The organism is Streptomyces sp. R41, from assembly GCF_041053055.1.
Taxonomy (GTDB): domain Bacteria; phylum Actinomycetota; class Actinomycetes; order Streptomycetales; family Streptomycetaceae; genus Streptomyces.
Map to the genome: position 1 here is coordinate 2,415,595 of NZ_CP163443.1, position 26,793 is coordinate 2,442,387.

The window sequence follows — 26,793 nt, forward strand, 5'->3', positions numbered from 1 at the left end:
TGTCACTCGACGGTGGCCACCACCGCGTACCGCTCGTCCTCCACCTCCCGGCCCCACAGCCGCGCGTCGCCCGACAGCGGCTCCACGCTGAGGTGGGTCACCAGGGGGTCGAGGAGGGCGGTCAGCCGCTCGGCGGGTATGCCGACCGGGCTCACGGTGCCCCAGACGCCCTCGACGAGGACGAGCCGCCCTCCGGGGCGCAGCAGCCCGCGCCAGTGCCGCAGGACGCGCTCGGGGTCCGGCAGCGTCCACAGCACATGACGGCAGAGCAGCACGTCGAACCGCTGCTCGCCGATGGGCGGTGCCACCGCGTCACCCACCAGGAACACCGCGTCACGGCCGGCCAGCTTTGCGCGGGCGAGGTCGACCATGCGCGGCGAGCGGTCGACCCCGGTGACCCGGTGCCCCCGCTCGGACGCGAGGAGCGACAGGCTGCCGGTGCCGCAGCCCACGTCGAGGACGTCTGACGCGCGCTCCGGCAGCCATGCCCGCAGCCGGGCCGCCCAGGCCTCCCTTACGACGGGGGCGCGCAGGCCGTGGTCCGGCTCCTCGTCGAACGAGACGGACTCCGCGTCCCAGTCGACACCCGCCCCCGGATTCATGTCACTGTTACTCGCCATGCGCCCCAGGGTGACACCCGCCACTGACAGTCGATTCGTGACAGCCGCCACAGACAGATCCCGACCGATGAGGAACTCTCCCGGAAAGGGTCTACCTCCGTACACAACGGAACCCGGTAGGCACAAGGAGGCAGCCATGCGCCGTGTGACCGTGCAGAAGCCCCTGAGGAAGTCGGACTCCCGCCGCGTTCGGGACGAGGCCGACGAGCGCCCGGCCGAGCGCCCGGAGGTCCGAAAGGACATCGCACGAACGTGGTGGCCGGACGGCTGAGCCGCCACGACCACCACCAGGAACGTCAGTCCACCGACGAAACCGTCGGTCGACCACCAGAACCGTCAGGCCAGCCGCTTGCGATAGTGGATCCGGTCGTACGGACCGTCGACGCGCCGCTCGACCACCTCGTACCCGTACCTCGGGTAGATCTTCTGGTTCTCCCACATCAGCGCGTTCGTCAGGAGCCTGATCTCGGGCAGTCCGAGCTCACGCGCGCGTGCGTCCACGAAGTGCAGCAGCCGGCGCCCGATGCCCTTGCCATGGGCGTCGGGGTGGACGGCGATGATGTCGAGGTAGAGATGCTCCTCGCGCTCCTCGACCACCACGAGCCCTGTCACCGGCTTCCCCGTCACGAACACCTGCCCCGCGGCCACGTTCGCCGCGTGATCCGCCTCCATGGGCGCCGGAACCAGCCCGATGCGCGCGATGTAGGGATGGAACGCCGCGTCGATCACGGCCTTCACGACCGGCACGTCGGCGGCGACGGCCGACCGGATCTCCTCGTCTGTCATGCCGCGAACGCTACCTACCTGATCGCAGTCTCAGCACTCCCTTAACGCGGCCATAAGGATCTCCATCACCCGCCTCCAGCAGGCGATTTCACGGTTTCTTGAGGCTAGCTTGCTGATCGCCCCCGCGGGTTCGCCGCATGTCCGAAGGACCGTTTCGAGGAGTTCCCCCATGTCTGCTCGCCGCAAGGCCGCCGTCGTCGCCGTCGGCATCGCCCCGCTCGCCCTGACCGCGCTGGCAGCCGCGCCCGCGTCCGCGCACGGCACGATGGGTGACCCGGTCAGCCGGGTGTCCCAGTGTTATGCGGAGGGTCCCGAGAACCCCAAGTCGGATGCCTGCAAGGCAGCCGTCGCGGCGGGTGGCACGCAGGCGCTCTACGACTGGAACGGGATCCGGATCGGCGACGCGAACGGGCAGCACCAGGCTCTGATACCGGACGGCAAGCTGTGCAGCGCGAACAACGACGAGTTCAAGGGGCTCGACCTGGCGCGCGCCGACTGGCCCGCGACCGGGGTGAGCAGCGGCTCGTACACCTTCAAGTACCGGGTGACGGCCCCGCACAAGGGCACGTTCAAGGTGTACATCACCAAGGCGGGTTACGACCCGTCCCAGCCGCTCGCCTGGGACGACCTGGACCTGGCGCACCCGGTCGCGACGGCCACCGACCCGGCCGCCTCGGGCGGCTTCTACACCTTCTCCGGCACGCTCCCTGAGCGCTCGGGCAAGCAGCTCCTGTATGCGATCTGGCAGCGCTCGGACAGCCCGGAGGCGTTCTACTCCTGCTCGGACGTGGCCTTCGGCGGAAGCGGCGACGCAAGCGGCGGCACCGGAAGTGGCAGCGGTGGTGCGGGGAGCGGCTCCTCCCCCGCCCCGACGGCCTCCGCGCCCTCCGAGGAGCAGATCGAGGACGGTGCCGACAAGTCGACCGTCGAGCACCACGGTCACGGTGACGACGACGCCAGTACGTCGGCGGAGCCGACGGCGGCCGGGAGCACCGCGAGCGCCGCAGCGGCCGACGCGGACGCGGCGAACCAGCCGAAGACGGACGGTTCCTCGCAGAACCTCGCCGAGACCGGTGGCGACTCCTCCACCTCGTACATCGCGATCGGCGGGGCGACCGCCCTGGCGCTCGGTGCGGCGGCGCTGTTCGCCTCGGTCCGGCGGCGCGCGATGTCGGGCGGCCGCCACGGCCGCTAGGGCGCGGGACTCCGGGGTCTGTCCGGCGGCTCAGGCCGGACAGACCCCGGCGGCGTGCTCAACTGAACACGGACGCACAGGTGGTCGCGGTGGCATGCGCCGGATCGAGGGCGTTGGCCACCTCGTGGAACGCGATCCGGTCGAGGAGTCCGATCGCCACGTGCTCGGAGAGGTCGACCGAGCACAGGTTCTGCAGCAGGACGTTGTGCACGTCGGAGCCGGTGAGGAACTGGGAGTTGTACGGCGTGGCCACCTCGTCGTACTTGGTGGCGATGACCGTGTAGTGGACGCCCGCGACGGTGTCGCCGCCGGCGTTGAGCTTGGTCAGGAACGCGGATCCGGCGACCTGGTCCGCGAGTCCCGGTGTGGCCGTCGACAGCAGGTCCTCGGCGCCCGGGAAGTACGGCAGCAGGTTGGCGAGACCGCTGAGGGTGGTGCCGTGATTGTCGGGCGCGATACCGACGAGCGCGTTCACCTTGGCGGCTCCGCCGAGGAATTTGAGGTAGTAGCGGGGCATCATGCCGCCCTGCGAGTGACCGACGAGGTCGGCCTTGGCGGCGCCGGTCGCGGCGAGCACCTTGTCGACGAATGTCTGGAGCTGTTCGGCCGACTTGTCGATGGGGCCGAGGCCGTTGAAGAGCGGGACGCCGGGCAGTTGCCCGTAGTCGACGGAGTAGACGCAGTACCCGCGGCCCACCAGGTAGGGCGCGAGGGCCAGCCAGTTGTCTACGGAATTCCCGAAAGTGCCGTGGACGAGGACGACGGGGCGGGGGTGGGCGGCGGACGGTTTGCAGGAGTAGTTGTTCCAGCCACTGCTGGGGGCGGAGTCCGCCCGGGCGGTGGCGGCGGGGACGATGGCGACGGCGGCGGTCAGGAGCAGCGCGGTCAGGGGTCTGAGCACTCGCTTCCAGGGCAGCATCGTGTGATCTCCTTGCGGCTCAAGGGAGTTGCGACGGCGTACGCCCTGTGATCCGGATCACGAGGATGCTGTTCACTCGTCAAGTTACGGGCGAGTAGCTCAAGTGTGAAGTTACGCGTCAGTAAAAACTTCCAGTGGTAACCAGGGGCAGCGGTTGCAGCCGATGAACCGTCACCAGGCGGGCCTGATGGGACCGTAGGGCGCGATGCGCACCAAACGGTCGTGCAACGCGCGCATTTCACCCTCCCCGAGCAGCCCGCCCCACGCCCGCACGACGTCGGCGGCCGCCTCCTCCGCCGCGCGTGTGCAGGCCCAGCCGCGCTCGGTCAGCACGATCAGCCGGGCGCGTGCGTCGTCGGGATGCGGGCGCCGCTCGACGTACCCCTTGCGGACGAGCTCCTCGACGAGCTGACTGGCCGCTTGCTTGGTGACCCCGAGGTGGGCGGCGAGGTCGGTGACCGTCGCACCGTCCGGGGCGAGCCGTGTGAACGCGAAGCCGTGCGCGGGCCGCAGCCCCTCGAACCCCCGGGCGACCACGCCCTCGTTAATGCGTTGCGTCAGCTCACCGGCGACGGCGAGCAGCGCGGCGGACAGGGCCATGGCCTCGGAGTTCTGCACGCATGCATTGAAACACCCTTGACGAATTGGTCAAGCAGCTTGACCATAGGAGCCACGCACGTAGTCAAGCAGCTTGACCATCTCACCCTTTCGCATCCACCTCCCCGGAGGCACCTGTGCCCGTCATCCGTCCGTCCGAAGCCGTCGTCCACGAGATCCACGGAGCCCGTTTCATCTCGCACGCCACTCCCCTGAGCGGCAGCAAGGAGCTGTGCGCCTGGCGCGGCGAGATACCCGCGGGGACCAAGGCCCCCGTCCACACCGTCAACCGCGAGGAGATCTTCCATCTCCTCGCCGGCGAACTGCTGATCACCCTCGACGGCCACACCGATCGCGTCACCGCGGGCGACACGGTGATCATCAACCCGGGCGCCACCCTCGGCGTCGAGAACCCGACCGACGAGGTCGCGATCTCCTGGGTCACCACGTCCATCGGCCTTCAGGCGGAGCTGGCCGACGGCTCGGTCCTCACTCCGCCGTGGGCGAACTGACCTGGAGGGCGAACTCGGAGCGAGTGAACTCGAGCAAGCGGACGCCCATCCAGACTTCCATGCCCCACATGACCGCCTTCACCAGGAACCAGTGATTCTCGGCAAAGGCAGTCAGTCAGCCAGAGCGGCTGGGCGTACAGCCTCCGGCCCGAAGCGTCGACGGGCACGGTCGGCGGCGGCTTCGGCTGCGCGGGCACGAGCATCGCCAGGATCCAAAGAGAGCTGCCAGTAGGCACTGCCGGCCGGCAGCAAGTGGTCAGCACGGATGGCGAAGGCCCGGACTCGTGCCCGCTGCAGCCCCAGGTCGGTCAACAGCCCCAGGGCAGCTGCGGCAAGGGCTGGTGAGTGGTCAGTGGGTTCCGACAGCCCGCGGGTACGTGTGGTGGAGCTGCGGTCGGCGTACCGCACGGTGAGGGTGAGCCGGCCGGCGATCTGCCTTTCTCCGCGCAGGCGTTGGCCCATCCGGTCGGCAAGTCCCAGGACCGCTCGGTGATGCTGTGCCGGGTCCAGGCAGTCCTGCTCCAGCACGAGGTCGGCGACCAGGCGCGCTGCCGGTTCCGACGGGGTGACCGGGCGGGGATCACGGCCGCGGGCACGCTCGGCCAGCAGCCGGGCCGAGCCGGCTCCGAGCAGTCGCTGCAGGGTTGCTGCAGGCAGGTCGGCGACCTGGCCGATGGCGTGCAGCCCATACCTGTTGAGCGTTTCCGCTGTTGCGCGGCCGATGCCCGGCAGCGCGGTGACCGGGCGGGGGTGGAGCCAGTCGGCGGCCTGCCCGTCGCGGATCCAGGTGGTATGGCCCGGCGCCGACGCGTCGGCCGCCATGGCGGCCAGCATGCGGTTGCCGGCGAGGCCGGCGCTGCTGTCGATGCCATAGAGGGCCTTCAGCCTCATCTTCGCCAGCTGGACCACGTCGTAGGGAGGCAGATCGAAGTACCGGAGCGCCGATGTCAGGTCGAGTTGGACGGCATTGGGCGGGACGGCCTGAACGTGAGGCGTGATACCAGACATCAGTTCGATTATGTCGTCGTACTGAGCCTCGCTCAGTGCTGCGTGCAGATGGAGGTGGGCGATGTGCCGCTGACGTGTGGTCATCCCGCGCTCCCCGGACTGCGATGGCCGAGCTTCTTCAGGTCGGCCGAGCGGGTACCGGCGGGCTGCAGGTCGGCGTACGGGTGCAGCCTGGCGCCTGTGGTGCCGTTGGCCAGGGTGCGCTGCGGCTGGGCGGGGGTGGGGTGCGGGTGACTGGCGCCGAGGAGGGCGAGCGCGGCCTCGGGGCCGTTGTCGCGGCGGGCCGCGGCAATCTCATCGAGGTCCCAGGCCATGGTGCCGACGACGGTGCGACGGGTGCCGCGTACCTGGACCGTGCCGCGGACCAGCAGCAGTCCGCTGTGGAAGACGGTGTGCGCGCAGGCCGGGTGGGAGTCCTCGAAGAAGGCCAGGTCGACCAGGCCGGAGCCGTCCTCCAGGGTGACGAAGATGATCCGCTTGCCGCTGGCGATCGGCGGAGTCTGGGTCGAGGCCCGTACCCCGGCGACGAGGACCTGCTGCCCGGCGCGCAGACCGGCCAGGTGCGCCGCGTCTGTCGCGCCGATCTCCCGCAGCAGCCGGTGGTGATGCTCCATCAGATGCTTGGAGACGTCGATGCCCAGGGTGCCCAACTCGGCGCTCAGGGCTTCGCGTCCGGTCATCTCCGGCAGACCGCTCGGCTCCGCTCCTCCAACAGCGCCTGCGTCAAAGGGCAGTTGACCGACACCTGCGGACCGGGTCCGGGAGGCCCGGTGGAGTTCGGCGATCTGCAGCAGCAGATCGCGCCGCGTGAGGCGTCCGTCGTGGAGACAGTTCAGGGCGCCGATCTCGGCGAGGCGTTCGGCGACCGGTCTGCTCGGGTGGGCTCGCTGCCAGAAGTCCGACAACGATCCATACGGCTGACCCTCCTCGATCCGGGCGCACTCCTCCTCGCTGATGCCGCGCACCGCGGACAGCGCGAGCCGTACGCCCCACCGCCCTCCGTCGGCCTTCTCCGCGGTGTGCATCACCTTGGAGTGGTTGATGTCGACGGGCAGAACCGGCACGCCGCGTCGACGGGCGTCGGAGACCAGGACCCGCTTGGGCCACATACCGGGGTCGTGTTCGAGGAGGCCGGCCAGCAGGAAGGCCGGGTAGTGCGCCTTGAGCCAGGCGCTCTGCAGAGCCGGTACGGCGAAGGCGACCGCGTGGGCGCGGCAGAAGCCGTACGCGCCGAAGGCCTCGACGGTCTTCCACACCTCGTCCCGTACGGTCGCGCTGTAACCGCGCGCGCGTGCCAGTCCGTCGAACCAGTCCTTGATCCTGGGGAGTCGGTTCTTGTCGCCGAGCGCCCGCCGGGCGATCTCCGCAAGGGCCCGGTCGCAGCCGGTCATCACCGACAGCGTCTCGATGATCTGCTCGTGCCAGATGGTCACGCCGTAGGTGTCGGCGAGCACCGGCTCCAGGTCCGGGTGGGCGTACCACGGCGTGCCGCCGTGGCGGGCGGCGATGTACCGCTCGGGCATGCCACCGGCGACCGGTCCGGGACGGAAGAGACTGATGTCGGCGATGACGTCCTGCGGATCGCGGGGCTGCAGCCGAGACAGAAGATCCTGCTGGCCGGGCGACTCGAGCTGGAACAGGCCCAGGGTCTGACTCTCCTGGATGAGCTTGAACGCGAAGACGTCGTCGAGCGGCACCTGCCGCGGGTCGTCCAAGTCGATGTGGTTGCCGGTGGTCCGTTCGATCTCGGCGACGGCGTGAGCCATGGCGGACTGCATCCGAACTCCCAAGACGTCCAGTTTGATATTGCCCAGCGCCTCGATCTCCTCCTTCGCCGCCATTGCCATCGGGTAGTCGCCCTGCGGCGTGGGCTGCACCGGCAGGCGGTCCAGGAGCGTCGCGTCGCTGATGACCACTCCGCAGGGATGCATGGCCATGCCGTGGACCAGGGAGTCGAGGCCCTCGGCGAGTTCCCACAGAGGTCCGTACCGGTGCGCCTCGGCCGCCAGCTGACGCAGCTCGGGCAGTTCGGCGAGTGCACCGGTGATGTCGGAGGCCCGCAGGTGCGGGAAGCTCTTGGCGATCCGGTCCACCTCCGCCGGTGCTACGCCCAGGGCCAGACCGGTGTCCCGCAGGGCGCGGCGGGCCCGGTAGGTCTCGGGCATGGCGGTGACCGCCACCCGTTCCTTGCCGAACCGGTCGAAGATCGCGTCGTAGCACTCCAGCCGTCTGGCGGACTCCACGTCGATGTCGATGTCGGGGAGCGACGCCCGGCGCACACTCAGGAAACGTTCGAACAACAAGTGGTGGTCGAGCGGGTTGGCGGTGGCGATGCCCAGCGCGTGGCAGACCATCGACCCGGCGCCCGAGCCGCGGGCCGCGACCCGGATGCCCTTCGCCCGGATGTCGGCCACGACCTGGCCGATGGCGAGGAAGTACGAGTCGTAGTGCAGTGTGGAGATCACCTCGAGTTCTTCGTCCAGCCGGTCAAGGGCGGCTCGGTCGCGGTCCAGGCCACGTCGGGCCAGACCTGCCTCGCATTGTCGGCGCAGCAACTGTGCCGTTCCTCCCGCTCCGGGCCCGGCACCGAAGAGCGCCGGTTCCGGGAAGTGCCGCGTGCCCAGCCCGAGGTCCGCTTTCGGGTCGACGACGCACTCGGCCGCCGTGGCGGCGGTGTCCGCCATCAGGCGGCGGGCCCGCCGGGCGTCCGTTCCGGCGCATTCGGCGACCAGCTGCGCGACGGCTGTCATCGCCCTCTCGTCCTTGAGCCAGCGCTGCCCGCTGTCCAGGCGACGCCGGTCGATCGGCCGCAGCAGCCTCGCGGCGTCCAGGACATCGGCGAGCCGGTGCTGGTCCGGGTCGGCGTAGCGAACGGCGTTGGAGAGCACGGCGGTGGTGTGAGTGCGGTCGGCGAGTGCCAGGGTTCGTGCAGCCAGCCGGAGTGATCCAGGCCCGGTGCCGAAACGTTTATGCACAACAGCTTCCAGCCTGATCCCCCCACCGAAGATCTCCCGCCACGGCGTCAGCAGCTTCACCGCGACGTCCTCCCGTCCCGCCGACAGCGCCCGCACCGGCTCCGAGAGCGGTCCGAGCAGCACTGTCAGGCCAGGGCCGCCGTACTCGCGCAGCGCTTCCCACGGCACCACCGGTGGTGCGCCGGCTCCGGAGCGAGCATGGGCGGCCGATGTGATGCGGCACAGCCGCGCCCAGCCCGTTCGATTCTGGGCGAGCAGCACGAACCGCAGCGGCGGCTCGACGACGTGGGCGCCGCCGCGCGCCGGGGTGCGGCGTCGCTGCGCAGGAGGCGGCGGCGCGAGGGCCTCCACCGCCAGGTCGACACCGAAGATCGGCCGAATGCCGGTCCGGGCGCAGGCCTGCGCGAACCGGACGACACCGGTGACCGTGTCCCGGTCGGTGAGCGCGAGCGCCGGCATGCCCCGCTCGGCCGCCCGCCGGGCGAGATGCTCGGGGTGGGCGGCACCGTAGCGAGCGGAGTAACCGGACGCGACGTGCAGATGGGCGAAGCCCGCCATGCCGCACCTCCATCACTCCGCCCCTTTTCAGCCATACACCCGATATGTTCATCGTACGCCCGTTCGATTACTCTAACCTCATCAGCCCCGGTCAGCGACCTTATTCGAACGTGGAATCGAATCCGGGAGGACCGGAGAGGCGGCCGAAACAGGCGCCTTCCCGTCACCTCCGCTGCAGGGCAATGCACTTGGGGGCAATCGCCCTCCGCGCGCCCACATCCGCCCGCCGCGATGAGGTTCCTCACGTGACGCAGAGCGTGGGCCACCCCTGGCGGCCACGGCGATGGGCCGGCCCGCGATCACTCGAACCCGACACTGATGACGAGCACTGGAACCAGCACCGCGAGAAGCGCCCGCCGGTCCGCGGCGCGCGGTGATCCGGCTCCGCCGCACCCGGGGCACCCAGGGCACCCGGGGACGGCCGCACGGCATCGCGACAGACGAAAGCCCCGCCCCCGCACAAGGCGGGAACGGGGCTCCGTCGGACAGTGCCGGCCGTCAGCCGATCTGGGCGCCGAACGTCGAGAGCGCCTCGGTGACCGGCTGGAAGAAGGTCTCGCCACCCGAGGTGCAGTCGCCACTGCCGCCGGAGGTGAGGCCGATCGCGGAGTCGCCGTCGAACAGCGAGCCGCCGCTGTCACCGGGCTCGGCGCAGACGTCGGTCTGGATGAGTCCGTTGACGATGTCGCCGTTGCCGTAGTTCACGGTGGCGTCCAGGCCGGTGACCGTGCCGTCGTGCACGTGGGTCGTCGAACCGCTGCGGGTCACCTTCTCACCGACGGTCGCTTCGGCCGCCTTGGTGATCTTCTGCGTGGAGCCGTTGTAGAGGTCGACCTCGCTCGGGTGGTCCACGTTCCCGGTGTACTTGACCAGACCGAAGTCGTTGTCCGGGAAGCTGGACTGCTCGTTCGTGCCGATCTCGTTGCCGCTGGAGTCCGACCAGGTGGAGATCGCCTCGGTGCAGTGCCCGGCGGTGATGAAGTACGGCTGCCCGCCCTTGACCACGTTGAAGCCGAGCGAGCAGCGCCCGCCGGAGCCGCTGATGGCGTCGCCACCCGCGATGAAGGGCTTGAACTCCCCCTTCGTGTACTGGAGTTCGGCCTTGGCGCCGAGACCGTCGACGACCTTGGTCAGCTTCTCCAGAGCGGCGCCCTTGACCGTACGGTCCGCGGTGACGACGACCTTGTTGGTCGCCGGGTCGGTCGCCCAGGACGTGCCCGGGATGGTCGCGTCCTGCTTGAGCGTGGTACGGGCGCTCTTCAGCTCGGCGAGGGAGTTCTCGACGATTCTGGCCTTGGCGCCGGCCGCCGCGACGGTCTTGGCCGCGGTCTCGTCGAGCACGTTGACGACGAGGTGCTGAGACTTCGCGTCGTAATACGTTCCCGCCGCGTCGGCACCCAGGTCCTTGCCGAGTGTCGAGGCGAGCTTTCCGGCCGCTGCGACCGAGAGCGTGTGCGGCGCGGAGGTCTTGGGAGCCTCGCTCGCGTTCGCAGTCTGGAAGGTGACTCCGGCGGCGACGAGTGCGGCGATGCCCGCACCCGTCATGACGGCACGCCTCTTGGGTATGCGTCGATGCTTCAACTTACGTCCTCCTGTGGGGGGTTGGTCACGGAGGTTGTGGGGACCTCCGTGACCGGAAGGCGTACGGACATGGACCCGGCGCACGACAAAAAGTTGCGCCGAAACGCATTGAGCCGTGTCCATGCCAGTTGTTCGCGGCCCACTATTCCGAGGCGCACAGGGGGCACACAAGGTCGACTTCAGGACGTGCGTACACCAACGGGCGTACGCCCCCTGCGCCTTGACTGTGCGTGGTCACACCACGTCGGTTCCCAGTGCAAACACTGCGTGCGTGTGACCGTCGTACAGCCTGTGAGGTCTAGTCCTGTCTGGTTTTCGATCCCTCGGCGTCCGGATCCAAGGAGGCGTCCAGCGAAGGCGGTTGCTCCTGCACCGGTTGCTGAACCGCGGGCGGCGCCTGCTCGGGTGCCGGGGCGACCGGCTGTTGCGCCCGCTCAAGGAAGCGCAGCAGCTCCACCGGGAAGGGCAGCACGAGCGTGGAGTTCTTTTCGGCCGCGACGGCCACCACTGTCTGCAGCAGCCGCAGTTGGAGCGCGGCGGGCTGCTCCGACATCACGCCGGCGGCCTCCGCCAGCTTCTTCGACGCCTGCAGCTCCGCGTCCGCGTTGATGACCCGGGCGCGCCGCTCACGGTCGGCCTCGGCCTGCCGGGCCATCGACCGCTTCATCGTCTCCGGCAGCGACACGTCCTTGATCTCGACGCGGTCGATCTGCACACCCCAGCCGATCGCCGGGCTGTCGATCATCAACTCGAGACCCTGGTTGAGCTTCTCGCGATTGGACAGGAGGTCGTCGAGGTCGCTCTTGCCGATGATCGAACGCAGCGAGGTCTGCGCCATCTGCGAGACCGCGAAACGGTAGTCCTCGACCTGGATGACCGCGTCGGCGGCATCGATCACCTTGAAGTAGATGACGGCGTCCACCCGGACCGTGACGTTGTCCCGGGTGATGCCGTCCTGCGCGGGCACCGGCATCGTCACGATCTGCATGTTGACCTTACGCAGTCGGTCCACGAAGGGCACGACCATCGTGAACCCCGGCCCGCGCACCTCCGAGCGCAGCCGGCCCAGCCGCAACACCACGCCCCGTTCGTACTGTTTGACGACGCGGGCCCCGGCCATCACATAGACCAGCCCCACGGACGCGACGGAGACTCCCGCCGCCACCAGTTCACCGACCATTACGGCCCCCCAGGGTCCGAAGTGGTGCATCAGGCGTGTACAGCGTGTACTTCGACGGTAACTCCGTCACCTGACCAAGGGCGAGCCCCCGCACGTCAGTTGCGTGCGGGGGCTCGCCTGCTGCTGGCTGCAGGTCTGGCCGTGCGGAAGCCGTGTGGGGGGTGGCAGCCAGTCGGTCAGCCGACGCTCACGCCGTAGTAGTTCAGCGCCTCGACGACCGGCTGGAAGAAGGTCGTACCGCCGGAGGTGCAGTTGCCGCTGCCGCCGGAGGTGAGGCCGTAGGCGACGGTACCCGCGTAGAGCGGACCGCCGCTGTCGCCGCCCTCGGCGCAGACGGTGGTCTGGATCATCTGGTAGACCACGTCACCGCCGCCGTAGTTGACCGTGGCGTTCAGGGCGGTGACCCGGCCGCTGTGCGTGCCGGTGGTCGAGCCACGCCGGTAGACGGTCGTGCCCACGCTGGGCGTGGCGGCGCTGGAGATGGTCTGGCTGCCGACCGCGCTCGGGTGGGCGATCGAGGAGTTGGTGTAGCGGACCAGCGCGAAGTCGTTGGTCGGGAAGCTGTAGCTGACGTTCGTGCCCAGCGTCGTGGTGTGCCCGGAGTTGGAGTACCAGGTGGAGGCGACCTCACCGCAGTGGCCGGCGGTCAGGAAGTAGTAGGTGCTCCCGCTGTGCACGTTGAAGCCGAGAGAGCAGCGGTACTGGCCGCCGTAGATGGCGTCGCCGCCGGTGATCAGCTTCTTGAACTTGCCGGCGGTGTGCTTGATGGTGAGGGCGGAGGCGTTGCTGCCCGCGTCCTTCTTGATCTTCGCGATCTCGGCCTTCGAGACCGTGCTGTCGACGGTGACGACCACGCGGTTCGTCTTGGCGTCGACCGCCCAGGCCGTGCCCGCGATGTCGGACTTGAGTACCGACTTGTTGACACTGCTCAGCTGAGTGGCGCTGAAGGTCTGGACGTCGGACGCGTTCGCGCTGGGGACCGCGAACGATGCGGCGGCCACGAGGCCGGTGGTGACGGCGATCAGCCGGGTCCGTCTCGTTATGCCACTGCGGGGGGTGGTGCGCTTGATCCTCACGTTTCGTTCCTCCGAAGGGAAGTCGGGGGCCCCTCGTGTCGTGGGGTGGGGGGCCCGTGAGGCGCAGCCGGGGGCCGCACATCCGGATTCCGGACAAGCCGTGCCCCTGACAAGCGCTGTGGGGGAGTATTCGGCCGCACGGCCGACCGGCGCAAGGGCGCCTTTCGGCCGTGCAGCGTTCAACTTACGTACCCCGTACGGGGGTTGATCTTGCGTGGCAATCTCTTGCGGAGCTCTGCGCGGGGCCCGGTTCAGACCCCGTACGGATCAGTAGATGCTGACCCCGTACGCGCTGAGCGCCTCGGTCACCGGCTGGTAGAACGTCGTGCCGCCGGTCTGGCAGTCGCCGCTGCCGCCCGAGGTGATGCCGATCGCCTTGGTGCCGTCGTACAGCGGACCGCCCGAATCTCCGGGCTCCGCGCAGACGTTGGTCTGGATCATGCCGCTCACCGTGCCGCCGCCCTGGTAGTGGACCGTGACGTTCAGCGCGGTGACGGTTCCGCTGTGGGTGCCGCTGGTCGAGCCGGTGCGCCTGACCGACTCGCCCACATAGGCGTTGGCCGCGCTGTAGCCGCCGGGGTGGCTGAGCGCGGTGTTGTCGTAGCGCACGAGCGCGTAGTCGTTGCCGGGGAAGCTGTAGCCGATGGTCGGGCCGATCAGTGTGTTGTGCGCCTGGTCGGTGTACCAGCTCTTGGCCACCTTGCCGCAGTGACCTGCGGTCAGGAAGTAGTAGGTACTGCCGCTCACCACGTTGAAGCCGAGCGAGCAGCGGTACTGGCCGCCATAGATGGCGTTGCCCGCGGAGAGCAGCGGGCTGAAGACGCCCGCGGAGCGCTGGACTCTGAGGGTGCTCGCGTCGGCGCCCGCGGCCTTCTTGATCTGCGCGATCTCCGCCTTGGAGACCGTGCTGTCCGCGGTGACGACGACGCGGCCCGAGGCCTGGTCCACATACCAGGCGGTGCCGCCGACCGAGGCGCTGTGCACGGCGTCCTCGACCTGGGCGAGTTGGGCGGCACTGGGGGCGCTGGTGCTCGTGGCCGCGGCCGTCCCGGCGCCGGGCAGGGCGACCACGGTGGTGGCGACGAGTCCCGCGGCGACGGCGAGCAGTCGGGTGCGCTTGATCCTCACTGATCCTCCTCGTGGGAAGCGGAAGGCCCTACGGGGTGGGGGCCCGTGAGACGCTGCCGAGAATGGCGTGTTCCTGACATGCACCGTTGCGAGGATGACGCCGGACCAGAACGCGCACAAGAGGCTCACAGCAGAGGAAACGGGATGGGCACGCCAACGCAACGCGCGCGCCGACGGTGGTGATGCACCGTCGGCGCGCGCGTCAGGCCGGAACGGGATCGCGTTCCGCCGACCGAGGTTCGGGCCGGGTTCCGCCGACCGGGGTTCGGGCCGGGTTCCGCCGATCAGGGGTCAGGCCAGGTCCCGGCGATCGGGGTCAGGCCAGATTCCGCTCCCCCGCCGCGATCGCGGCGCCCAGCGTGTTCCCGGGCGGCGGGAACGGGCAGATGAAGTGGTCCGCGAAGGCGCACGGAGGCAGCAGCGCCCGGTTGAAGTCCACCGTCGTACGCCCCTCCGCGTCGGGCGCCGCGGGACGCAGGAACCGGAAGCGGTAACTGCTGTCCCCGCTGGTGGCGTCGGCGAAGACGGCCCACAGCGAACCGTCGCCCTCGACCGACACCTGGAGCGTGAGGTCCTCTCCGTCCAGGGTGAAGGCGAGGACGCCGCCGAGCCCAAGACCGCGGGAGACTCCGTCCGCGTTCTCCACACGTACGGTGCGGTCCTCGCCGTACGGCGTGAAGTGTCCCGGCACCGACCAGCGCGGATCGTAGGGGGTCGCCTCGATGCCCTGGAAGGCTCCCCGCGCGGGTGCGGCGGGGTCGTAGTCGCGTACGCCCCAGATCCCTTCGCGCACCAGGACGACGAAGCGGCGCTCGCCGCGCCCGACGCGGGCCCCGGACGCCGGCCCGAGGTCGGCGTCGAGCACGACCTCGCCGGCGAAGGGCTCCCCGTCGAGGGTGAGTCCGTCCTCGGCCGTCGCCGTCAGGACGACCGCGTCGTCCTTGGCGGCCCAGTGCCCGGGGATGTCCGGAAGTCGCCCCTCCGGATAGTCCTCGATCCAGTGCGTGCCCGTGAGCGCGAGCGGTCCGTAGGGCGCGGACACCGTCTCGGTGCGGTGCTCGTGCCAGTGCTTCCAGTCCTCGGATACGTCCGTCGTCATGTGATCAACCCTTCCATACGGACTCCGCCAACCCGAGGTGTGAGCGCAGCGTCGTGCCCGTGTATTCCGTGCGGAACGCGCCGCGCTCCTGGAGCAGCGGCACCACCCGGTCCACGAACTCGTCGAGTCCGCCGGGTGTCAGATGCGGTACGAGGATGAAGCCGTCGGCGGCATCCGTCTGGACGAACTCGTCCAGCTCGGCGGCGATCGCGTCCGGGGTGCCGATGAAGGACTGCCGCCCGGACGCCTCGATGACGGTCTGCCGGATGGACAGGCCCTTCTCGCGCGAGAGAGTCCGCCATTTCTCGGCGACCTCGAAGGGGTCGGCGACACGCACCCGGCCCTGCACCAGGGTCGACTCCGGGTCCGGGTCGATGTCGGGAAGCGGCCCGTCGGGATCGTACGAGGAGAGGTCGACGCCCCAGATCTGCTCCAGGGTGAGGATCGCGTTCTGCGGCGAGATCTGCTGCCGCCTGATCTCGGCGGCCCGCTCCTGCGCCTCGGCCGCCGTGTCGCCGAGCACGAAGGTGACCCCAGGCATGATCTTCAGGTCTTCGGGCGCCCGCCCGTACGTCGCGAGCCGCCCCTTCACATCGGCGTAGAACTCCCGGCCCGCCTCCAAGGTCCCGTGCCGCGTGAAGATGACGTCGGCGGCGGACGCGGCGAACTCGCGGCCCTCCGGCGAGTCCCCGGCCTGGATGATGACGGGGTGCCCCTGCGGCGAGCGCGGCACGGTGAATTCGCCCGCGATGTCGAAGTGCCGCCCTCGGTGCGCGAACGGGCGGGGCAGGCCGTCAGGTGTCCAGGAGTCCCACAACTCCCGGGCCGTCGCCACGAATTCGGCGGCGCGGGTGTACCGGTGGGCGCGGTCGAGATAGCCGCCGCGCCGGAAGTTCTCCCCGGTGAAGGCGTCCGACGACGTCACCACGTTCCAGGCGGCCCGGCCCCCGCTGAGATGGTCCAACGAGGCCAGCCTGCGGGCGAGTTCGTACGGCTCATTGAAGGTCGCGTTGACCGTGGCGGCGAGCCCCAGCCGCTCGGTGACGGCGGCGAGGGCGTTCAGCACGGTGAGGGACTCCGGGCGTCCCACGACGTCGAGATCGTGGATACGTCCCTTGTGCTCGCGCAGCCGCAGTCCCTCGGCGAGGAAGAAGAAGTCGAAGAGTCCGCGTTCGGCGGTGCGGGCGAGATGCGCGAAGGAGGCGAACTCGATCTGGGATCCAAAAGAGGGGCGGCGCGATGGGGGTCCCCCCAGGCGTTCAGCACTGGGGGAGCCTCCTGCCGGGGTGGTGGTCGGGTGACGGGAGGGACGGTCGGCCCAGACGGTGGTGTTGTTGACGCCCGGGAAGTGGGCCGCGAGATGAATCTCTTTGCGAGGCCGTACGGTCATGACGCTCCCCCTGCCACGGCGTACTGGTTGGCGGGCCGGGCAAGACCCAGGTGTTCCCTGAGCGTGCTGCCCGGATAGAAGGTGCGGAACAGACCGCGGTGCTGGAGCAGCGCGACCGTTCCGTTGACGAGCCGCTCCAGGTCACGGCGCGGCTCGACGGGCGTGAGGTGGAAGCCGTCGGCGGCGTCGGCCCCGTGCCAGGCGGCGATCAGCTCGGCGAGGTCGACGGGGCCGCCGCGGTACAGCGGACCCTGCGCGGTCTGCCGGGGCCCACCGCCGCCGTGGCCCGGCTCGGCCGCGTGCTCGCCGTCACCGAGGTCGACGGTGAGCCCGGCGAGGACGCGCAGATCGTCGGGGTTTCGCCCGAACTCGGCTGCCGTGTCGCGCAGTTCGGCCCGTATGGCGCGCACCTGTGCCGGGCCGGCGACCCGGACGAGCGCCACGTCCGCGTACCGGGCCGCGATCCGCCGGGCGGGCCCCTCGGTCGCGTCGACGATCCGTACGGGGTGGCCCTGCGGGGGCCGCGGCACGATCGAGGGGCCCTTCACGGAGAAGGTGGCGCCCTCGAAGTCGACGTAGTGCAGCTTGTCCCGGTCGATGAAACGGCCCGTGGCCTCGTCGCGTATCTCGGCGTCGTCCTCCCAGCTGTCCCAGAGCCGGGCCGCCGCATCGGCGACTTCACCGGCCTCCTGCCACAGCGCCTCGGCGGGGGCTGCGTGACGCCGGCCGAACAGCCGGGCCTCGCCCTCGGTCGTCGACACATCGATGTGCCAGCCGGCCCGGCCGCGGCTGACCCAGTCGAGGGTCGCTACGGCGGCCTGGACGTGGAAGGGCTCGGTGTGCGTGGTGGTGACAGTGGGCACCAGACCGATCCGGCCGGTGGCGGGCGCGACGCGGGAGAGCACGGCGAGCGCGTCGAGCCCGGGCCGCGCGAAGGTGTCGCCGAGTGTCACGAAGTCGAGCGCGCCGCGCTCCGCGAGTTGCGCGAGCTCCACGTGCGAGGCGGCGTCGTAGGCCGCCTGCTGATCGAGGGCCGCGGCCAGGTGCAGCAGCGCCCGGCCGTGCGGTGCGGTCATGCGGTGAACCTTTCTGTGGGGTGGCTTCGGATGACCAAGGCGACTGGATTCACAGGACCTTGGAGAGAAACGCGCGGGTGCGCTCGTGCCGCGGCCTGTCGAGTACGTCGGCGGGGGCGCCCTGCTCGACGATGCGGCCGTCGTCCATGAAGACCACGGTGTCGGCGACCTCGCGGGCGAACCCGATCTCGTGCGTGACGACGATCATCGTGGTGCCTTGGTGGGCCAAGTCCTTGATGACATCGAGGACTTCACCGACCAGCTCCGGGTCGAGCGCCGAGGTCGGCTCGTCGAAGAGCAGCAGCTTCGGTTCCAGCGCGAGGGCGCGGGCTATGGCGACGCGCTGCTGCTGGCCGCCGGAGAGCTGCTTCGGGTAGGCGTCGGCCTTGTCGGCGAGCCCGACCCGGTCGAGCAGCTTCCGCGCGGTCTCGACGGTGTCCTTACGGGGCCGCTTCAGGGCGGAGACCGGCGCCTCGACGATGTTGTCCAGCACGGTGAGGTGCGGGAAGAGGTTGAAGTTCTGGAAGACGAAACCGATCCGGGTGCGCTGCTTGAGGATCTCGCGCTCGGGCAGCTCGTACAGCTTGTCGCCGGACCGGCGGTAGCCGACGAGCGAGCCGTCGACACTGATCCGGCCCCGGTCGACCTTCTCCAGGTGGTTGATGGTCCGCAGCAGCGTCGACTTGCCGGAGCCGGAGGGCCCGAGGACGACCGTGACCTCCCCGGCCCGTACTTCGAGGTCGACGCCCTTGAGCACCTTGAGCGGACCGAAGCTCTTGTGGACGGACTTGATGTCGACCATGGCCGTGGCGTCGACCGGATCGTCCTTGGTGAGTGACGCGCTCATAGGGAAGTTCCTCACAGGTGTGGGTGATGTGGGCGGGGCGCGTTCAGGCGGCGGCGCGACAGGACAGCGCGCGCAGGAACGCCAGCGCGGCACGCGCCGTCGCGTCGTTCTGCCGGAAGGCGGGGCCACCGGTACGCGGCCGGGTGAACGCGCCCGAACCCCGGGCATCGGTGTGCGGGCCGAGGGCGAAGCGCCGGGGGTGCGGGGTGCCGGAGCGGTCCAGGACCCGCCCGTCGGCGGGGTCCACGGCGAGCAGTCCCTCAGGAGTGGCGGCGGCCCCGTCGGCGTACAGCTCCCGCAGCAGCGAGTCCCGGGTGCGCTCGACCGTGGGGTGCGGCAGCCGCGCTTCGACGAGCGCGCGTGCCTCGATCGTCGCGCCGGGCACGGTGGCGCTGCCCGCCCGGAAGACCCCGCCCTCGGCGGTGACGGTCATGTCTGCGCCGACGAACTTCAGGATCCCGGCCCGCGACAGCGCGAGCATCTGACGCAGCCGCGGCCCGGGCGGCCCCGACGCCAGATAGCTGAAGAAGCCGTGCCACCAGGACCCGATGTCACCGAGCCTGACCAGCTGCCCGTAGACGGAGAGCAGCCCGAGGAAGACCGCCAAGTCGGGGCTGTGCGAGGGGTCGTGACGTCTTTCCAGATCTCCCTCGATGTACCCGCGCAGGCCGCTTTGGAGCTCCTCGTACGAGGTGTGCCGCACCCCGTCCAACGGGTGATCGAGGGCGTCGAGGTCCAGCCGGTCGGCGGGGTCGGGCACGGCGGACGCCACCAGCGCCTGGATCTCGACGCCCTCCGCGGCCGCGTACTTCTCCTCGAAGTCCGTCCAGGCGATCCGGGTGCGCTCGGGGTGCGCGGCGAACAGCCGGTGGTAGTGCGCGAACCCCAGCTCCTTCTCGGCCAGCGGCCAGACGTCCCGCCGGAAGTCGAAGCCGCCGGGGCGCGCGAGGAGTTCGTCGATCTGGGCGGGCCCGAAGAACCGTGGCAGCGGGGGCCGTTCGCCCTCCCAGCCGTAGCCGATCTTGGAGTGGTAGGGGACACCGCGCCGCGAGCCGACGTGCAGGATCGGCTCCCGCCCGGACGGTTGGTACGTCTCCCCGTCGTAGCGTCCGCCGCGCCCCTCCGTCAGCAGCACCATCAGGTCGACGAAGGCGAGCCCGAAGCCGCGGACGAGGACGGGTTCGCCCGGAGCGAGGGCGGACAGATCGCTGTCGGCGGTGAAGTCCGGCGGCAGATGGACCAGCCCGTGCTCACGCGCGTACGCAGCCAACTCACGCTGTTCGTCGTCGAGTTCGGCGTCGAGGTGGCCGAGGGCCAGCACGACCAGGTCGGCGAGGAGCGGGCGCGGCCGGCCCTCCAGCCACACCTGCTGGCGGCCTTCGCGGGGTCCGTTGACGCGCAGGGCACGGCGCTGATGGTGCTGGACCCGGATGCCCGGCGGCAGGGCGGCCACGGCACGCTCGTACACCCAGCGCATGTACGCGCCCTGCCGTGGCCGGTCCGCGAAGGTGCGTCCGTCGAGGCTGGCCCACTCGTGCAGGGTGGGGCCTTCGAGCACCGGCCCGGCCATGTCCACCGTCTCGTCGGTGAACATCGTGACGTCCTGGGCCTCGGAGTTCATCCACAGCAGCGGCGACTGCTCCTCGCGCCAGATGCGTCCGGCGCCCGGCGGATACGGGTCGACGAAATGGATGTCGAGACCTTCGATGCCTTGAGTGCCCGAATCGCCGTACAGCTCGGGCGCGTTGGCGGCGATCCGCTCCAGGAGACCGGTCCCCCGCGGCCCGGCCCCCACGATCACGAGCGAGGGACGTCCTGTACTCATCGGCCGCGCTCCGAACCGCGCGCGTAGTGCTTCTCGGCGTAGTACTGACCGACGCTCAGCACCGAGGTGACGATGACGTACCAGAGCGTGGCCACCATCAGGAGCGGCATGACCTGGTAGGTGCGGTGGTAGACGAGCTGAACGGAGTAGAGCAGGTCCTGCACGGCGATGACGCTGACGATGGAGGTGCCCTTGAGGGTGCCGATCAGCATGTTCCCGGCCGGCGGCACGATGGAGCGCATCGCCTGCGGCAGCACGATCTTCCACCAGCGGCGCCATCGGCTCAGGCCCAGCGCCTGCGCGGCCTCGATCTGACCGCGGTCGACGGAGAGAATGCCGCCGCGCACCACCTCGGCGGCATACGCGGCCTCGTGCAGGGTGAGGCCGACGACGGCGACGGTGACCGGGCCGAGCAGATTCACCGTCTTCACGCCGAGGATCTGCGGGTAGAGCGCCCCGATGTTGAACCAGAACAGCAGCTGCACCAGGATCGGCATCGACCGGAACAGCCAGACGTATCCCCAACTCACCGCCCCCAGCACGGGATTGGTGGAGAGCCGGAACGCGGCGAGCAGGGTGCCGAGCGCGAAGCCGAGCGCCATCACGACCGCGGTCAGCCAGAGGGTGAGCCAGAGGCCGCGCAGGACGGAGGCCGAGGTGAAGTAGTCGCCGACGACGCCCCACTGGAACGCGTCATTGCGTACTACGGAGTTGAGGGTGAGCCCGAGCAGGGCCAGGACGACGACGGCGGCGGTCCACTGGCCGGGGCGGCGCTGCGGGACGATGCGCAAGGGCGCCGCGTCTTCCGGATCTTCCGGTGCGGCCGCGGCGGCCTTGGTAAGGGTGTCGGAGGACATGCGAAGGCTCCGTGATGCGTCGGGATCGAACGCGGCTGATGCCTTCACACGGAGCGCCACGAGGCGCGTACGGCCGAGCCCCTCAGCAGGACCGTCCACCGAGAGTACGGGGACGTTTCCCCTCACTGTCAAGGCTGTCCATACTGTGAGCGTTACGTCTCAGCACAGTTGACGCGGAAACGGATGCCTGTTCCACTTGGGCCCATGAATCGGCAGCAGTGGCTGGTCACGCGCTCCCACATCGACTTCGGTCGAGTGTGGTCCTCGTCCTGTTGAGCTGACCCCCTGCGCGCCCGCTTCTGACGGGCGCCTTCGCGTTCTCCCTCGCCTTCACACGCGCACCCCTCCCCTCGCGCTTCCTTCTCTCACCTTCTGCTTCCAGGAGACCGCACACCATGCGTACGCCCACGCGTGCCCGCAATCGGTATTTTGCGCCCTTTGCCCTGATCGCTTCGGCGACCCTGCTCCTCACCGCATGCGGCTCCGGCTCGGACGACTCCACCGGCGGCACCGCCCAGGCCGCGGCCAAGTCGGACAAGATCCCCACCACGGACGTCGTCTCCGCCGTCAAGAAGGACGAGGCCGCCGCCAAGCTGCTGCCCTCCGGAGTACGGAGCCTCACTGTCGCGGTCAGCGTCGGCGGTACGCCGCCCGGCACCGCGTACCTGAACGATGGCAAGACCCTGACCGGCCAGGACGTCGACTTCGCGAACGCCGTCGCCAAGGCGCTCGGCATCAAGCTCAAGACGGAGCAGGCCTCGTTCGAAGCGATCCTGCCGGCCCTCGACAGCGGCAAGTACGACTTCGGGGCCAGCAACTTCGGCGTGACCGACGAGCGCCGCAAGGTGATCGACTTCGTCACCTACATCAATGACGGCCAGGGCTTCGCCACCCGCAAGGACAGCAAGCTCACGAAGGTCACCGACCTCAAGCAGCTGTGCGGCCTGAACGTCGCGACCGGCGCGGGCACCACCTTCGAGGCGACGCTGGAGGAGAACAAGAAGGTCTGCGCCGACGCGGGCAAGAAGGCGTACAAGGTGCAGACCTACAGCGAGCAGGGCGCGATCTGGTCCTCGCTGCAACAGGGCCGCAGCGACATCGTGATGAGCACGATCAACGGCCTGCGCTACGCCGTCGCCCACCAGCAGGGCGTGAAGTTCCTCAACGAGTTCCATCGTCTCGATGTGGGCTTCGCCTTCAAGAAGGGCACGAAGCTGGCGCCCGCCTTCCAGGCCGCCGTGAACAAGCTCCTCGCCGACGGGACGTACGAGAAGATCCTGACGAAGTGGGGCACGACGGGTTCGGCGATCGAGAAGTCCCAGATCTCGCCACCGGAGCTGAAGAACTGAGGTACACGGCGCCTTCCCCGCGCCCTTCGCGGGAGCGCCCCGTCAGGGGCGCGGGGAACTTCGTGACCAGCCACGTACAACCCGCGGCTAACGAACGACCAACGCAGCCGTACGCCGCCGCGGCACCGCCCGAGTACCGATCACCCGATCCATCAGCGCGGCCAGCACATCCCGCACGGAGCTCCGGTCACGGGCGTCACACTCCAACACCGGTACGTCATCGGGGAGTTCAAGCGCCTCCCGCACCTCGTCAAGTGCGAACCGCTGAGAACCGTCGAATCGGTTGACCGCGAGTACGAACGGGGCGCGATGGGCCTCGAAATAATCGAGGGCCGGGAAACAGTCCTCGATACGCCGAGTGTCGACCAGGACAACCGTGCCGAGCGCCCCCTCGACCAGGTCGTCCCACAGGAACGAGAACCGGTCCTGCCCGGGCGTACCGAAAAGGTAGAGCGCGATCGACGGATCGAGAGTGATCCGTCCGAAGTCGAGGGCGACGGTGGTGGTCGTCTTGGACTCGACACCGTCGAGCGAGTCGACTCCGACGGACACCTGGGTGATCGCCGCCTCCGTGTCGAGGGGTTCGATCTCCGAGATGGCACCGATGAACGTCGTCTTGCCGACCCCGAGTCCGCCGCTGACCACGATCTTCACGGCCAGCGGCACGATCCTGTCAGAGCGCGCGGACATGGTCCCTGATCCTTTCGAGCGTGTGGAGCGGCAGCTCCGCGGGTTGTTGACAGGCGAGCCGCCCGGCCACGACGAGGTCGGAGATCAGCACCTTGGCGACCCCGAGCGGCACCCCGACGGCGTCGGCGATCTCGGCGACGGTCGTGGGCCGCTCGCACAGCGCGACGATCTGCTGCCGCTCGAGCGCGAGCGGTTCCTCGGACACACCGACGGCGACGACCAGGGTCTCCAGGCGCAGATCCGCCTGCGCGGGCTCGGACCGGCCGCCGGTGATGATGAACGGCCGCACGAACGTCGCCTCCTCCATGGGCTGTTCGCCGCTCACCGTGGCAGCACCTGGCGCAGATCGGCGATGAGTGCCGGGGTGAGCAGATCACCCGCCCGCTCCGCGAGCACCGCCATCTCGTAACCGACCAGGCCGAGTTCACCGCTGCTGTCGGCCAGGACCCCGAGACAACTCCCGTCCCGGACGGCCGAGACGAGCAGGAACCCACGCCCCATCTCGATCATGATCAGCTTGACCCCGTCGAAGCCGTACCGCTTGGACGCGCTGCGCGCCAGGCTGCTCAGCCCGGACACGATCGCCGCGAGATGGTCGGCCTCGGTCCGCCCGAGCCCGTCCGACACCGCGATCAGCAGCCCGTCCGACGAGACCGCGACGGCATCGCGCACCCCGTCGGTGTTCCGGACGAAGTTCGCGAGCAGCCAGTTGAAGGTCCGCGAGTCGTTGTGCGTGTCGAGGGTGGTCACTTGGCTTCACCCTTCTCCACGGAACCGTCCTCGACGGAATCCGTCTCGGCGTAGCCCGACTCGGCGTAGCCCGACTCGGCAGAGCCCGACTCGGGGGAGCCCGACTCGGCGGACTTCCCTGCGGACTTCCCGCTGGCGGGCGGTGCGCTCCTCCCCCTGTCGCGCCCTTTCTCCTTCTCCTTCTCCTTCTCCACGCTGATCCCGCCCCGCATGTGCGCGCTGCGCAGGGTCGAGAGCATCCCGGAGATCTCCTCGGGGCTGCGGTCGGGGGTCGGTTCGGAAGGTGCCGGACGGCTGGGGCGGTCGGTCTCGCTGACGGCCTCTGAGATCGCGCTGCGGCGGGGGCGCTTGACCAGCCCGTTGCGGGTACGTGCGGCCGAGGCGCCACGGGCGGGCTCCCCGCGCTGGGCGACCGTGTTCGCCGTACGCGAGGCGGGAGCATCCTGCGTACGTGAGGCAGGCGCGTCTTGCGTCGGTGAGGCAGGCGCGTCCTGCCTGCGTGAGGCGGACGCGTCCTGCGCACCTGAGGCGGACGCCTCCTGCGCGTCCTCGCCCGACCCGACGCGCGTGTCCTTTCCCGACCCGACGGAGACGAGCAGTCCGCCGCGCTCGTCGGACGGTGCGGCGCCCCGCCCGGCCGGCATCACGTCGGCCGCGCCGCGCGGCGAGGGCAGCGCGGCCTTCTCCTTCGGTGCCGCCACCGCCGGGGCGCCTTCCGTGAGCAGCGCCGTGGGGATCAGCACTCGCGCGACGACGCCCGCGGCGGGCGCCTCGCCCAGCCGTACCTCGATCCCGCACTTGCGGGCGAGCGCTCCGACCACGAAGTGGCCGAGGAACCGGGTGGGTTCGGCCATGAAGCTGGCGGTGCCGGAGAGCCGTACGTTCGCCTCGGCGAGTGCCTGGGTGTCCATGCCAAGCCCGTGGTCGACGATCGCGACCAGATACCCGGCACTGGTGCGGCGCCCCTCGATCTCCACATCGGAGTCCGGCGGCGAGAAGCCCAGCGCGTTCTCCACCAACTCGGCGAGCAGGTGCGCGATTTCGGCGACGACCGAGCCGTTGATGGACGCGGGCTCGATGCGGCGCAGCGTGACCCGGCGATACTCCTCGACCTCGGAGAGCGAGGCGCGCAGTACGTCCGTGACCGACAGCGGCGTGGACCAGGGCCGGGGGCTGGACTCCCCGGCGAGCACGAGCAGGCTCTCGGCGTTGCGGCGCATACGGGTGGCGAGGTGGTCGAGTTCGAAGAGGTTGGCGAGGGTGGCCGGGTCGGCGTCCTCGTGCTCCAGCTTGTTGATGAAGCTGATCTGACGACGCACCAGGTTCTGGTTGCGACGGCCGAGGCTGACCAGCGAGTCGGTGGTGTTGCGGCGCAGCACGGCCTGCTCGGTGGCGAGGTCGAAGGCGGCCCGCTGCACCCGGTCGAAGGCTTCGGCGACCTCCCGCACCTCGGCCCCGGCCTTCTCGGGCACGGCGAGAGGCGCGGGCGGCTCGGGGTTCTCCCCCGAGGACGCGGCCTGCACTCGGGCCACGGCCCGGGGCAGCCGCTTGCCCGCGACGTCGCGGGCCTGCTGGGCGAGGTCGGTGAGAGGCGTGGACACGGAGCGTACGCAGTCGAGGGCGAGCCCGCCGAGCGCGGCGATCGTCCCGAGTGCGAGCAGCACGAACAGCAGCAGATCGCGCTGGGCGGCGCTCTCCAGCCCGGCGGCCCGGTTCTCGACATCGGCGCCGAGCGAAATCTGCACGTCCCGCAGACCGTTGATGGTCGAGGTCATGCTGTCCCACCACGCCATCGGCGGGATGCCGCGCGAGCTGAGCTGCCCTCCGCCGTGCACGGCGACACTCTCGTACGACAGCGCGCGCTCGGCGTCGGGCGTGGTCAGCGCCGCGTCCAGGCGCCGCACCTGCGCGTCGGAGGCGGAGCGCGGGAACGCGTCGAGCGCGGCGAGTCGTCCGGCGCGGATCTCCATGAACCGGCTGTAGTCGTCGCCGCGGAACCGCCCGGCGCGCACCGAGCCGAGCACGATGGCACGTTCCTCGCCGGTGAACTCCTTGGCGTTGCCGAGGACTTGGAGCGTCTGATAGGCGTCCCGCAGCGTGCTGTCGTGGACGTCGTCGAGGCCGAGCCCGAGCCGGTCGAGGACGGTGATCGTGGTGGTGAAGTAGTCGAAGGTGTCCTTCACCACGCCGCTGCCGTCGTCGGCGTGCTTGCGGATCCCGGCGAGGCCCTTCAGCCGGCCGAGGGACTCGCGCACGGAGTCGGCGGCCTCGTCGCCGCGCCCGGCGAGCGCCCGGTCGAGCTCCGCCCGCGCCGCGTCCGTCGCCTTGCGCTGCGCGGGCAGCTTCGCGCTGAACTGCCGTACGCCGCCCACGAATCCGGTGGTGAGGCCGCGCTCCTTCTGCAGCTCGTGGACGAGGCCCTGGAGGGTGATCTCCAGGCGCGCGTTGTCGGCCGTGGTGGCGGCATTGCGATAGGCCACGATCTGCTCGACCGCGGCGGTGCCGAGCAGCGCGAGCAGCACGGCGAGGGCGAGGATCAGGATTCTGAGGAGCCTGGTGCGGATGGTGCGGGGAGCCGTACGGCCCGTCCCGCCGCGGGCGCCGGGCACGCGCCCGGTCGTCGCTTTCGGTGTGACGTCCACTGAAGTGCCTTATGGGGAGGACGAGTTGATGGCAGGCAGAAATGGTTCTGCGCCGGACCAACGACCCTCACGGCACCTCGGTCACCCGATCATGTTTTTGTTTTACCCTCCGGAAACAAGAGGTCCACGGTCC

The 26,793-nt window shown here is 69.9% G+C and carries 24 protein-coding genes; 4 read left to right on the forward strand and 20 right to left on the reverse strand.

The features are described from left to right. Positions 1 to 2: 2 nt before the first annotated feature. Positions 3 to 620, reverse strand: coding sequence for a class I SAM-dependent methyltransferase (locus tag AB5J53_RS11360; RefSeq protein ID WP_369245507.1), 618 nt, complete (start codon positions 618 to 620; stop codon positions 3 to 5). 136 nt (positions 621 to 756) lie between these two features. Here AB5J53_RS11360 and AB5J53_RS11365 point away from each other — a divergent pair, with 136 nt between their 5' ends. Continuing rightward, entirely contained in the window at positions 757 to 891 is a 135-nt protein-coding gene (locus AB5J53_RS11365; protein ID WP_356140129.1) for a hypothetical protein, read from the forward strand. Between the two features lie 65 nt (positions 892 to 956). Here the strand turns inward: AB5J53_RS11365 and AB5J53_RS11370 are convergent, their stop codons facing one another. After that, the gene (locus tag AB5J53_RS11370) at positions 957 to 1,406 is read right to left on the reverse strand and encodes a GNAT family N-acetyltransferase (RefSeq protein WP_369245508.1); all 450 of its coding nucleotides are present in this window, start codon (positions 1,404 to 1,406) and stop codon (positions 957 to 959) included. A 169-nt stretch (positions 1,407 to 1,575) separates the two neighbouring features. Between AB5J53_RS11370 and AB5J53_RS11375 the strand changes: the two genes are divergently transcribed. Beyond that, entirely contained in the window at positions 1,576 to 2,601 is a 1,026-nt protein-coding gene (locus AB5J53_RS11375; RefSeq protein WP_369245509.1) for a lytic polysaccharide monooxygenase, read from the forward strand. 58 nt (positions 2,602 to 2,659) lie between these two features. Here AB5J53_RS11375 and AB5J53_RS11380 read toward each other — a convergent pair whose 3' ends face one another. Together AB5J53_RS11380 and AB5J53_RS11385 are read right to left on the reverse strand one after the other, a co-directional pair. Beyond that, positions 2,660 to 3,520, reverse strand: a complete 861-nt coding sequence (locus AB5J53_RS11380; RefSeq protein WP_369245510.1) for an esterase/lipase family protein — start codon at positions 3,518 to 3,520, stop codon at positions 2,660 to 2,662. Between the two features lie 171 nt (positions 3,521 to 3,691). Further along, on the reverse strand, positions 3,692 to 4,138 hold the full coding sequence (locus AB5J53_RS11385; RefSeq protein ID WP_369245511.1) for a MarR family winged helix-turn-helix transcriptional regulator: 447 nt from the start codon (positions 4,136 to 4,138) through the stop codon (positions 3,692 to 3,694). Between the two features lie 116 nt (positions 4,139 to 4,254). Here AB5J53_RS11385 and AB5J53_RS11390 point away from each other — a divergent pair, with 116 nt between their 5' ends. After that, positions 4,255 to 4,629, forward strand: a complete 375-nt coding sequence (locus AB5J53_RS11390; RefSeq protein WP_369245512.1) for a cupin domain-containing protein — start codon at positions 4,255 to 4,257, stop codon at positions 4,627 to 4,629. A 111-nt stretch (positions 4,630 to 4,740) separates the two neighbouring features. Here AB5J53_RS11390 and AB5J53_RS11395 read toward each other — a convergent pair whose 3' ends face one another. The 12 genes from AB5J53_RS11395 to AB5J53_RS11450 form a co-directional block, all read right to left on the reverse strand. Then, entirely contained in the window at positions 4,741 to 5,721 is a 981-nt protein-coding gene (locus AB5J53_RS11395) for an ImpB/MucB/SamB family protein (protein WP_369245513.1), read from the reverse strand. Further along, positions 5,718 to 9,170, reverse strand: coding sequence for a DNA polymerase III subunit alpha (locus AB5J53_RS11400; protein ID WP_369245514.1), 3,453 nt, complete (start codon positions 9,168 to 9,170; stop codon positions 5,718 to 5,720). Before AB5J53_RS11400 ends, AB5J53_RS11395 begins: the two co-directional genes overlap by 4 nt. A 498-nt stretch (positions 9,171 to 9,668) precedes the next feature. Continuing rightward, positions 9,669 to 10,751, reverse strand: coding sequence for a S1 family peptidase (locus tag AB5J53_RS11405; RefSeq protein ID WP_369245515.1), 1,083 nt, complete (start codon positions 10,749 to 10,751; stop codon positions 9,669 to 9,671). A 298-nt stretch (positions 10,752 to 11,049) separates the two neighbouring features. Further along, complete coding sequence (locus AB5J53_RS11410; RefSeq protein ID WP_369245516.1) at positions 11,050 to 11,931, reverse strand: slipin family protein; 882 nt, start codon at positions 11,929 to 11,931, stop codon at positions 11,050 to 11,052. A 176-nt stretch (positions 11,932 to 12,107) separates the two neighbouring features. Then, on the reverse strand, positions 12,108 to 13,007 hold the full coding sequence (locus AB5J53_RS11415; protein WP_369245517.1) for a S1 family peptidase: 900 nt from the start codon (positions 13,005 to 13,007) through the stop codon (positions 12,108 to 12,110). A 267-nt stretch (positions 13,008 to 13,274) separates the two neighbouring features. Next, positions 13,275 to 14,135: a S1 family peptidase gene (locus AB5J53_RS11420; protein WP_369245518.1), complete on the reverse strand. Its 861-nt coding sequence runs from the start codon at positions 14,133 to 14,135 to the stop codon at positions 13,275 to 13,277. 316 nt (positions 14,136 to 14,451) lie between these two features. After that, complete coding sequence (locus tag AB5J53_RS11425; protein ID WP_369245519.1) at positions 14,452 to 15,234, reverse strand: DUF1684 domain-containing protein; 783 nt, start codon at positions 15,232 to 15,234, stop codon at positions 14,452 to 14,454. A gap of 4 nt (positions 15,235 to 15,238) precedes the next feature. Further along, entirely contained in the window at positions 15,239 to 16,624 is a 1,386-nt protein-coding gene (locus AB5J53_RS11430; RefSeq protein WP_369245520.1) for an NtaA/DmoA family FMN-dependent monooxygenase, read from the reverse strand. Next, positions 16,621 to 17,700, reverse strand: a complete 1,080-nt coding sequence (locus AB5J53_RS11435) for an LLM class flavin-dependent oxidoreductase (RefSeq protein WP_369245521.1) — start codon at positions 17,698 to 17,700, stop codon at positions 16,621 to 16,623. Before AB5J53_RS11435 ends, AB5J53_RS11430 begins: the two co-directional genes overlap by 4 nt. Before the next feature lie 49 nt (positions 17,701 to 17,749). Further along, a complete protein-coding gene (locus AB5J53_RS11440; RefSeq protein ID WP_369245522.1) occupies positions 17,750 to 18,547 on the reverse strand; it encodes an amino acid ABC transporter ATP-binding protein in 798 nt (265 codons plus the stop codon). Between the two features lie 43 nt (positions 18,548 to 18,590). Further along, positions 18,591 to 20,372, reverse strand: a complete 1,782-nt coding sequence (locus tag AB5J53_RS11445; protein ID WP_369245523.1) for an FAD/NAD(P)-binding protein — start codon at positions 20,370 to 20,372, stop codon at positions 18,591 to 18,593. Then, positions 20,369 to 21,229, reverse strand: a complete 861-nt coding sequence (locus AB5J53_RS11450) for an amino acid ABC transporter permease (RefSeq protein ID WP_369245524.1) — start codon at positions 21,227 to 21,229, stop codon at positions 20,369 to 20,371. The genes AB5J53_RS11445 and AB5J53_RS11450 overlap by 4 nt, the downstream gene beginning before the upstream one ends. Before the next feature lie 395 nt (positions 21,230 to 21,624). Here AB5J53_RS11450 and AB5J53_RS11455 point away from each other — a divergent pair, with 395 nt between their 5' ends. Next, positions 21,625 to 22,578, forward strand: a complete 954-nt coding sequence (locus tag AB5J53_RS11455) for an ABC transporter substrate-binding protein (RefSeq protein WP_369245525.1) — start codon at positions 21,625 to 21,627, stop codon at positions 22,576 to 22,578. Between the two features lie 87 nt (positions 22,579 to 22,665). Here the strand turns inward: AB5J53_RS11455 and AB5J53_RS11460 are convergent, their stop codons facing one another. The 4 genes from AB5J53_RS11460 to AB5J53_RS11475 are packed head-to-tail and all read right to left on the reverse strand — an operon-like array spanning position 22,666 to position 26,660. Continuing rightward, positions 22,666 to 23,268, reverse strand: coding sequence for an ATP/GTP-binding protein (locus AB5J53_RS11460; RefSeq protein ID WP_369245526.1), 603 nt, complete (start codon positions 23,266 to 23,268; stop codon positions 22,666 to 22,668). Further along, a complete protein-coding gene (locus AB5J53_RS11465; RefSeq protein WP_369245527.1) occupies positions 23,252 to 23,593 on the reverse strand; it encodes a DUF742 domain-containing protein in 342 nt (113 codons plus the stop codon). Before AB5J53_RS11465 ends, AB5J53_RS11460 begins: the two co-directional genes overlap by 17 nt. Further along, positions 23,590 to 24,018: a roadblock/LC7 domain-containing protein gene (locus tag AB5J53_RS11470; RefSeq protein WP_369245528.1), complete on the reverse strand. Its 429-nt coding sequence runs from the start codon at positions 24,016 to 24,018 to the stop codon at positions 23,590 to 23,592. Before AB5J53_RS11470 ends, AB5J53_RS11465 begins: the two co-directional genes overlap by 4 nt. Continuing rightward, positions 24,015 to 26,660 carry a nitrate- and nitrite sensing domain-containing protein gene (locus AB5J53_RS11475; protein ID WP_369245529.1) on the reverse strand — a complete coding sequence of 882 codons (2,646 nt, stop codon included), beginning with the start codon at positions 26,658 to 26,660 and terminating at the stop codon, positions 24,015 to 24,017. The genes AB5J53_RS11470 and AB5J53_RS11475 overlap by 4 nt, the downstream gene beginning before the upstream one ends. Positions 26,661 to 26,793 lie beyond the last annotated feature (133 nt).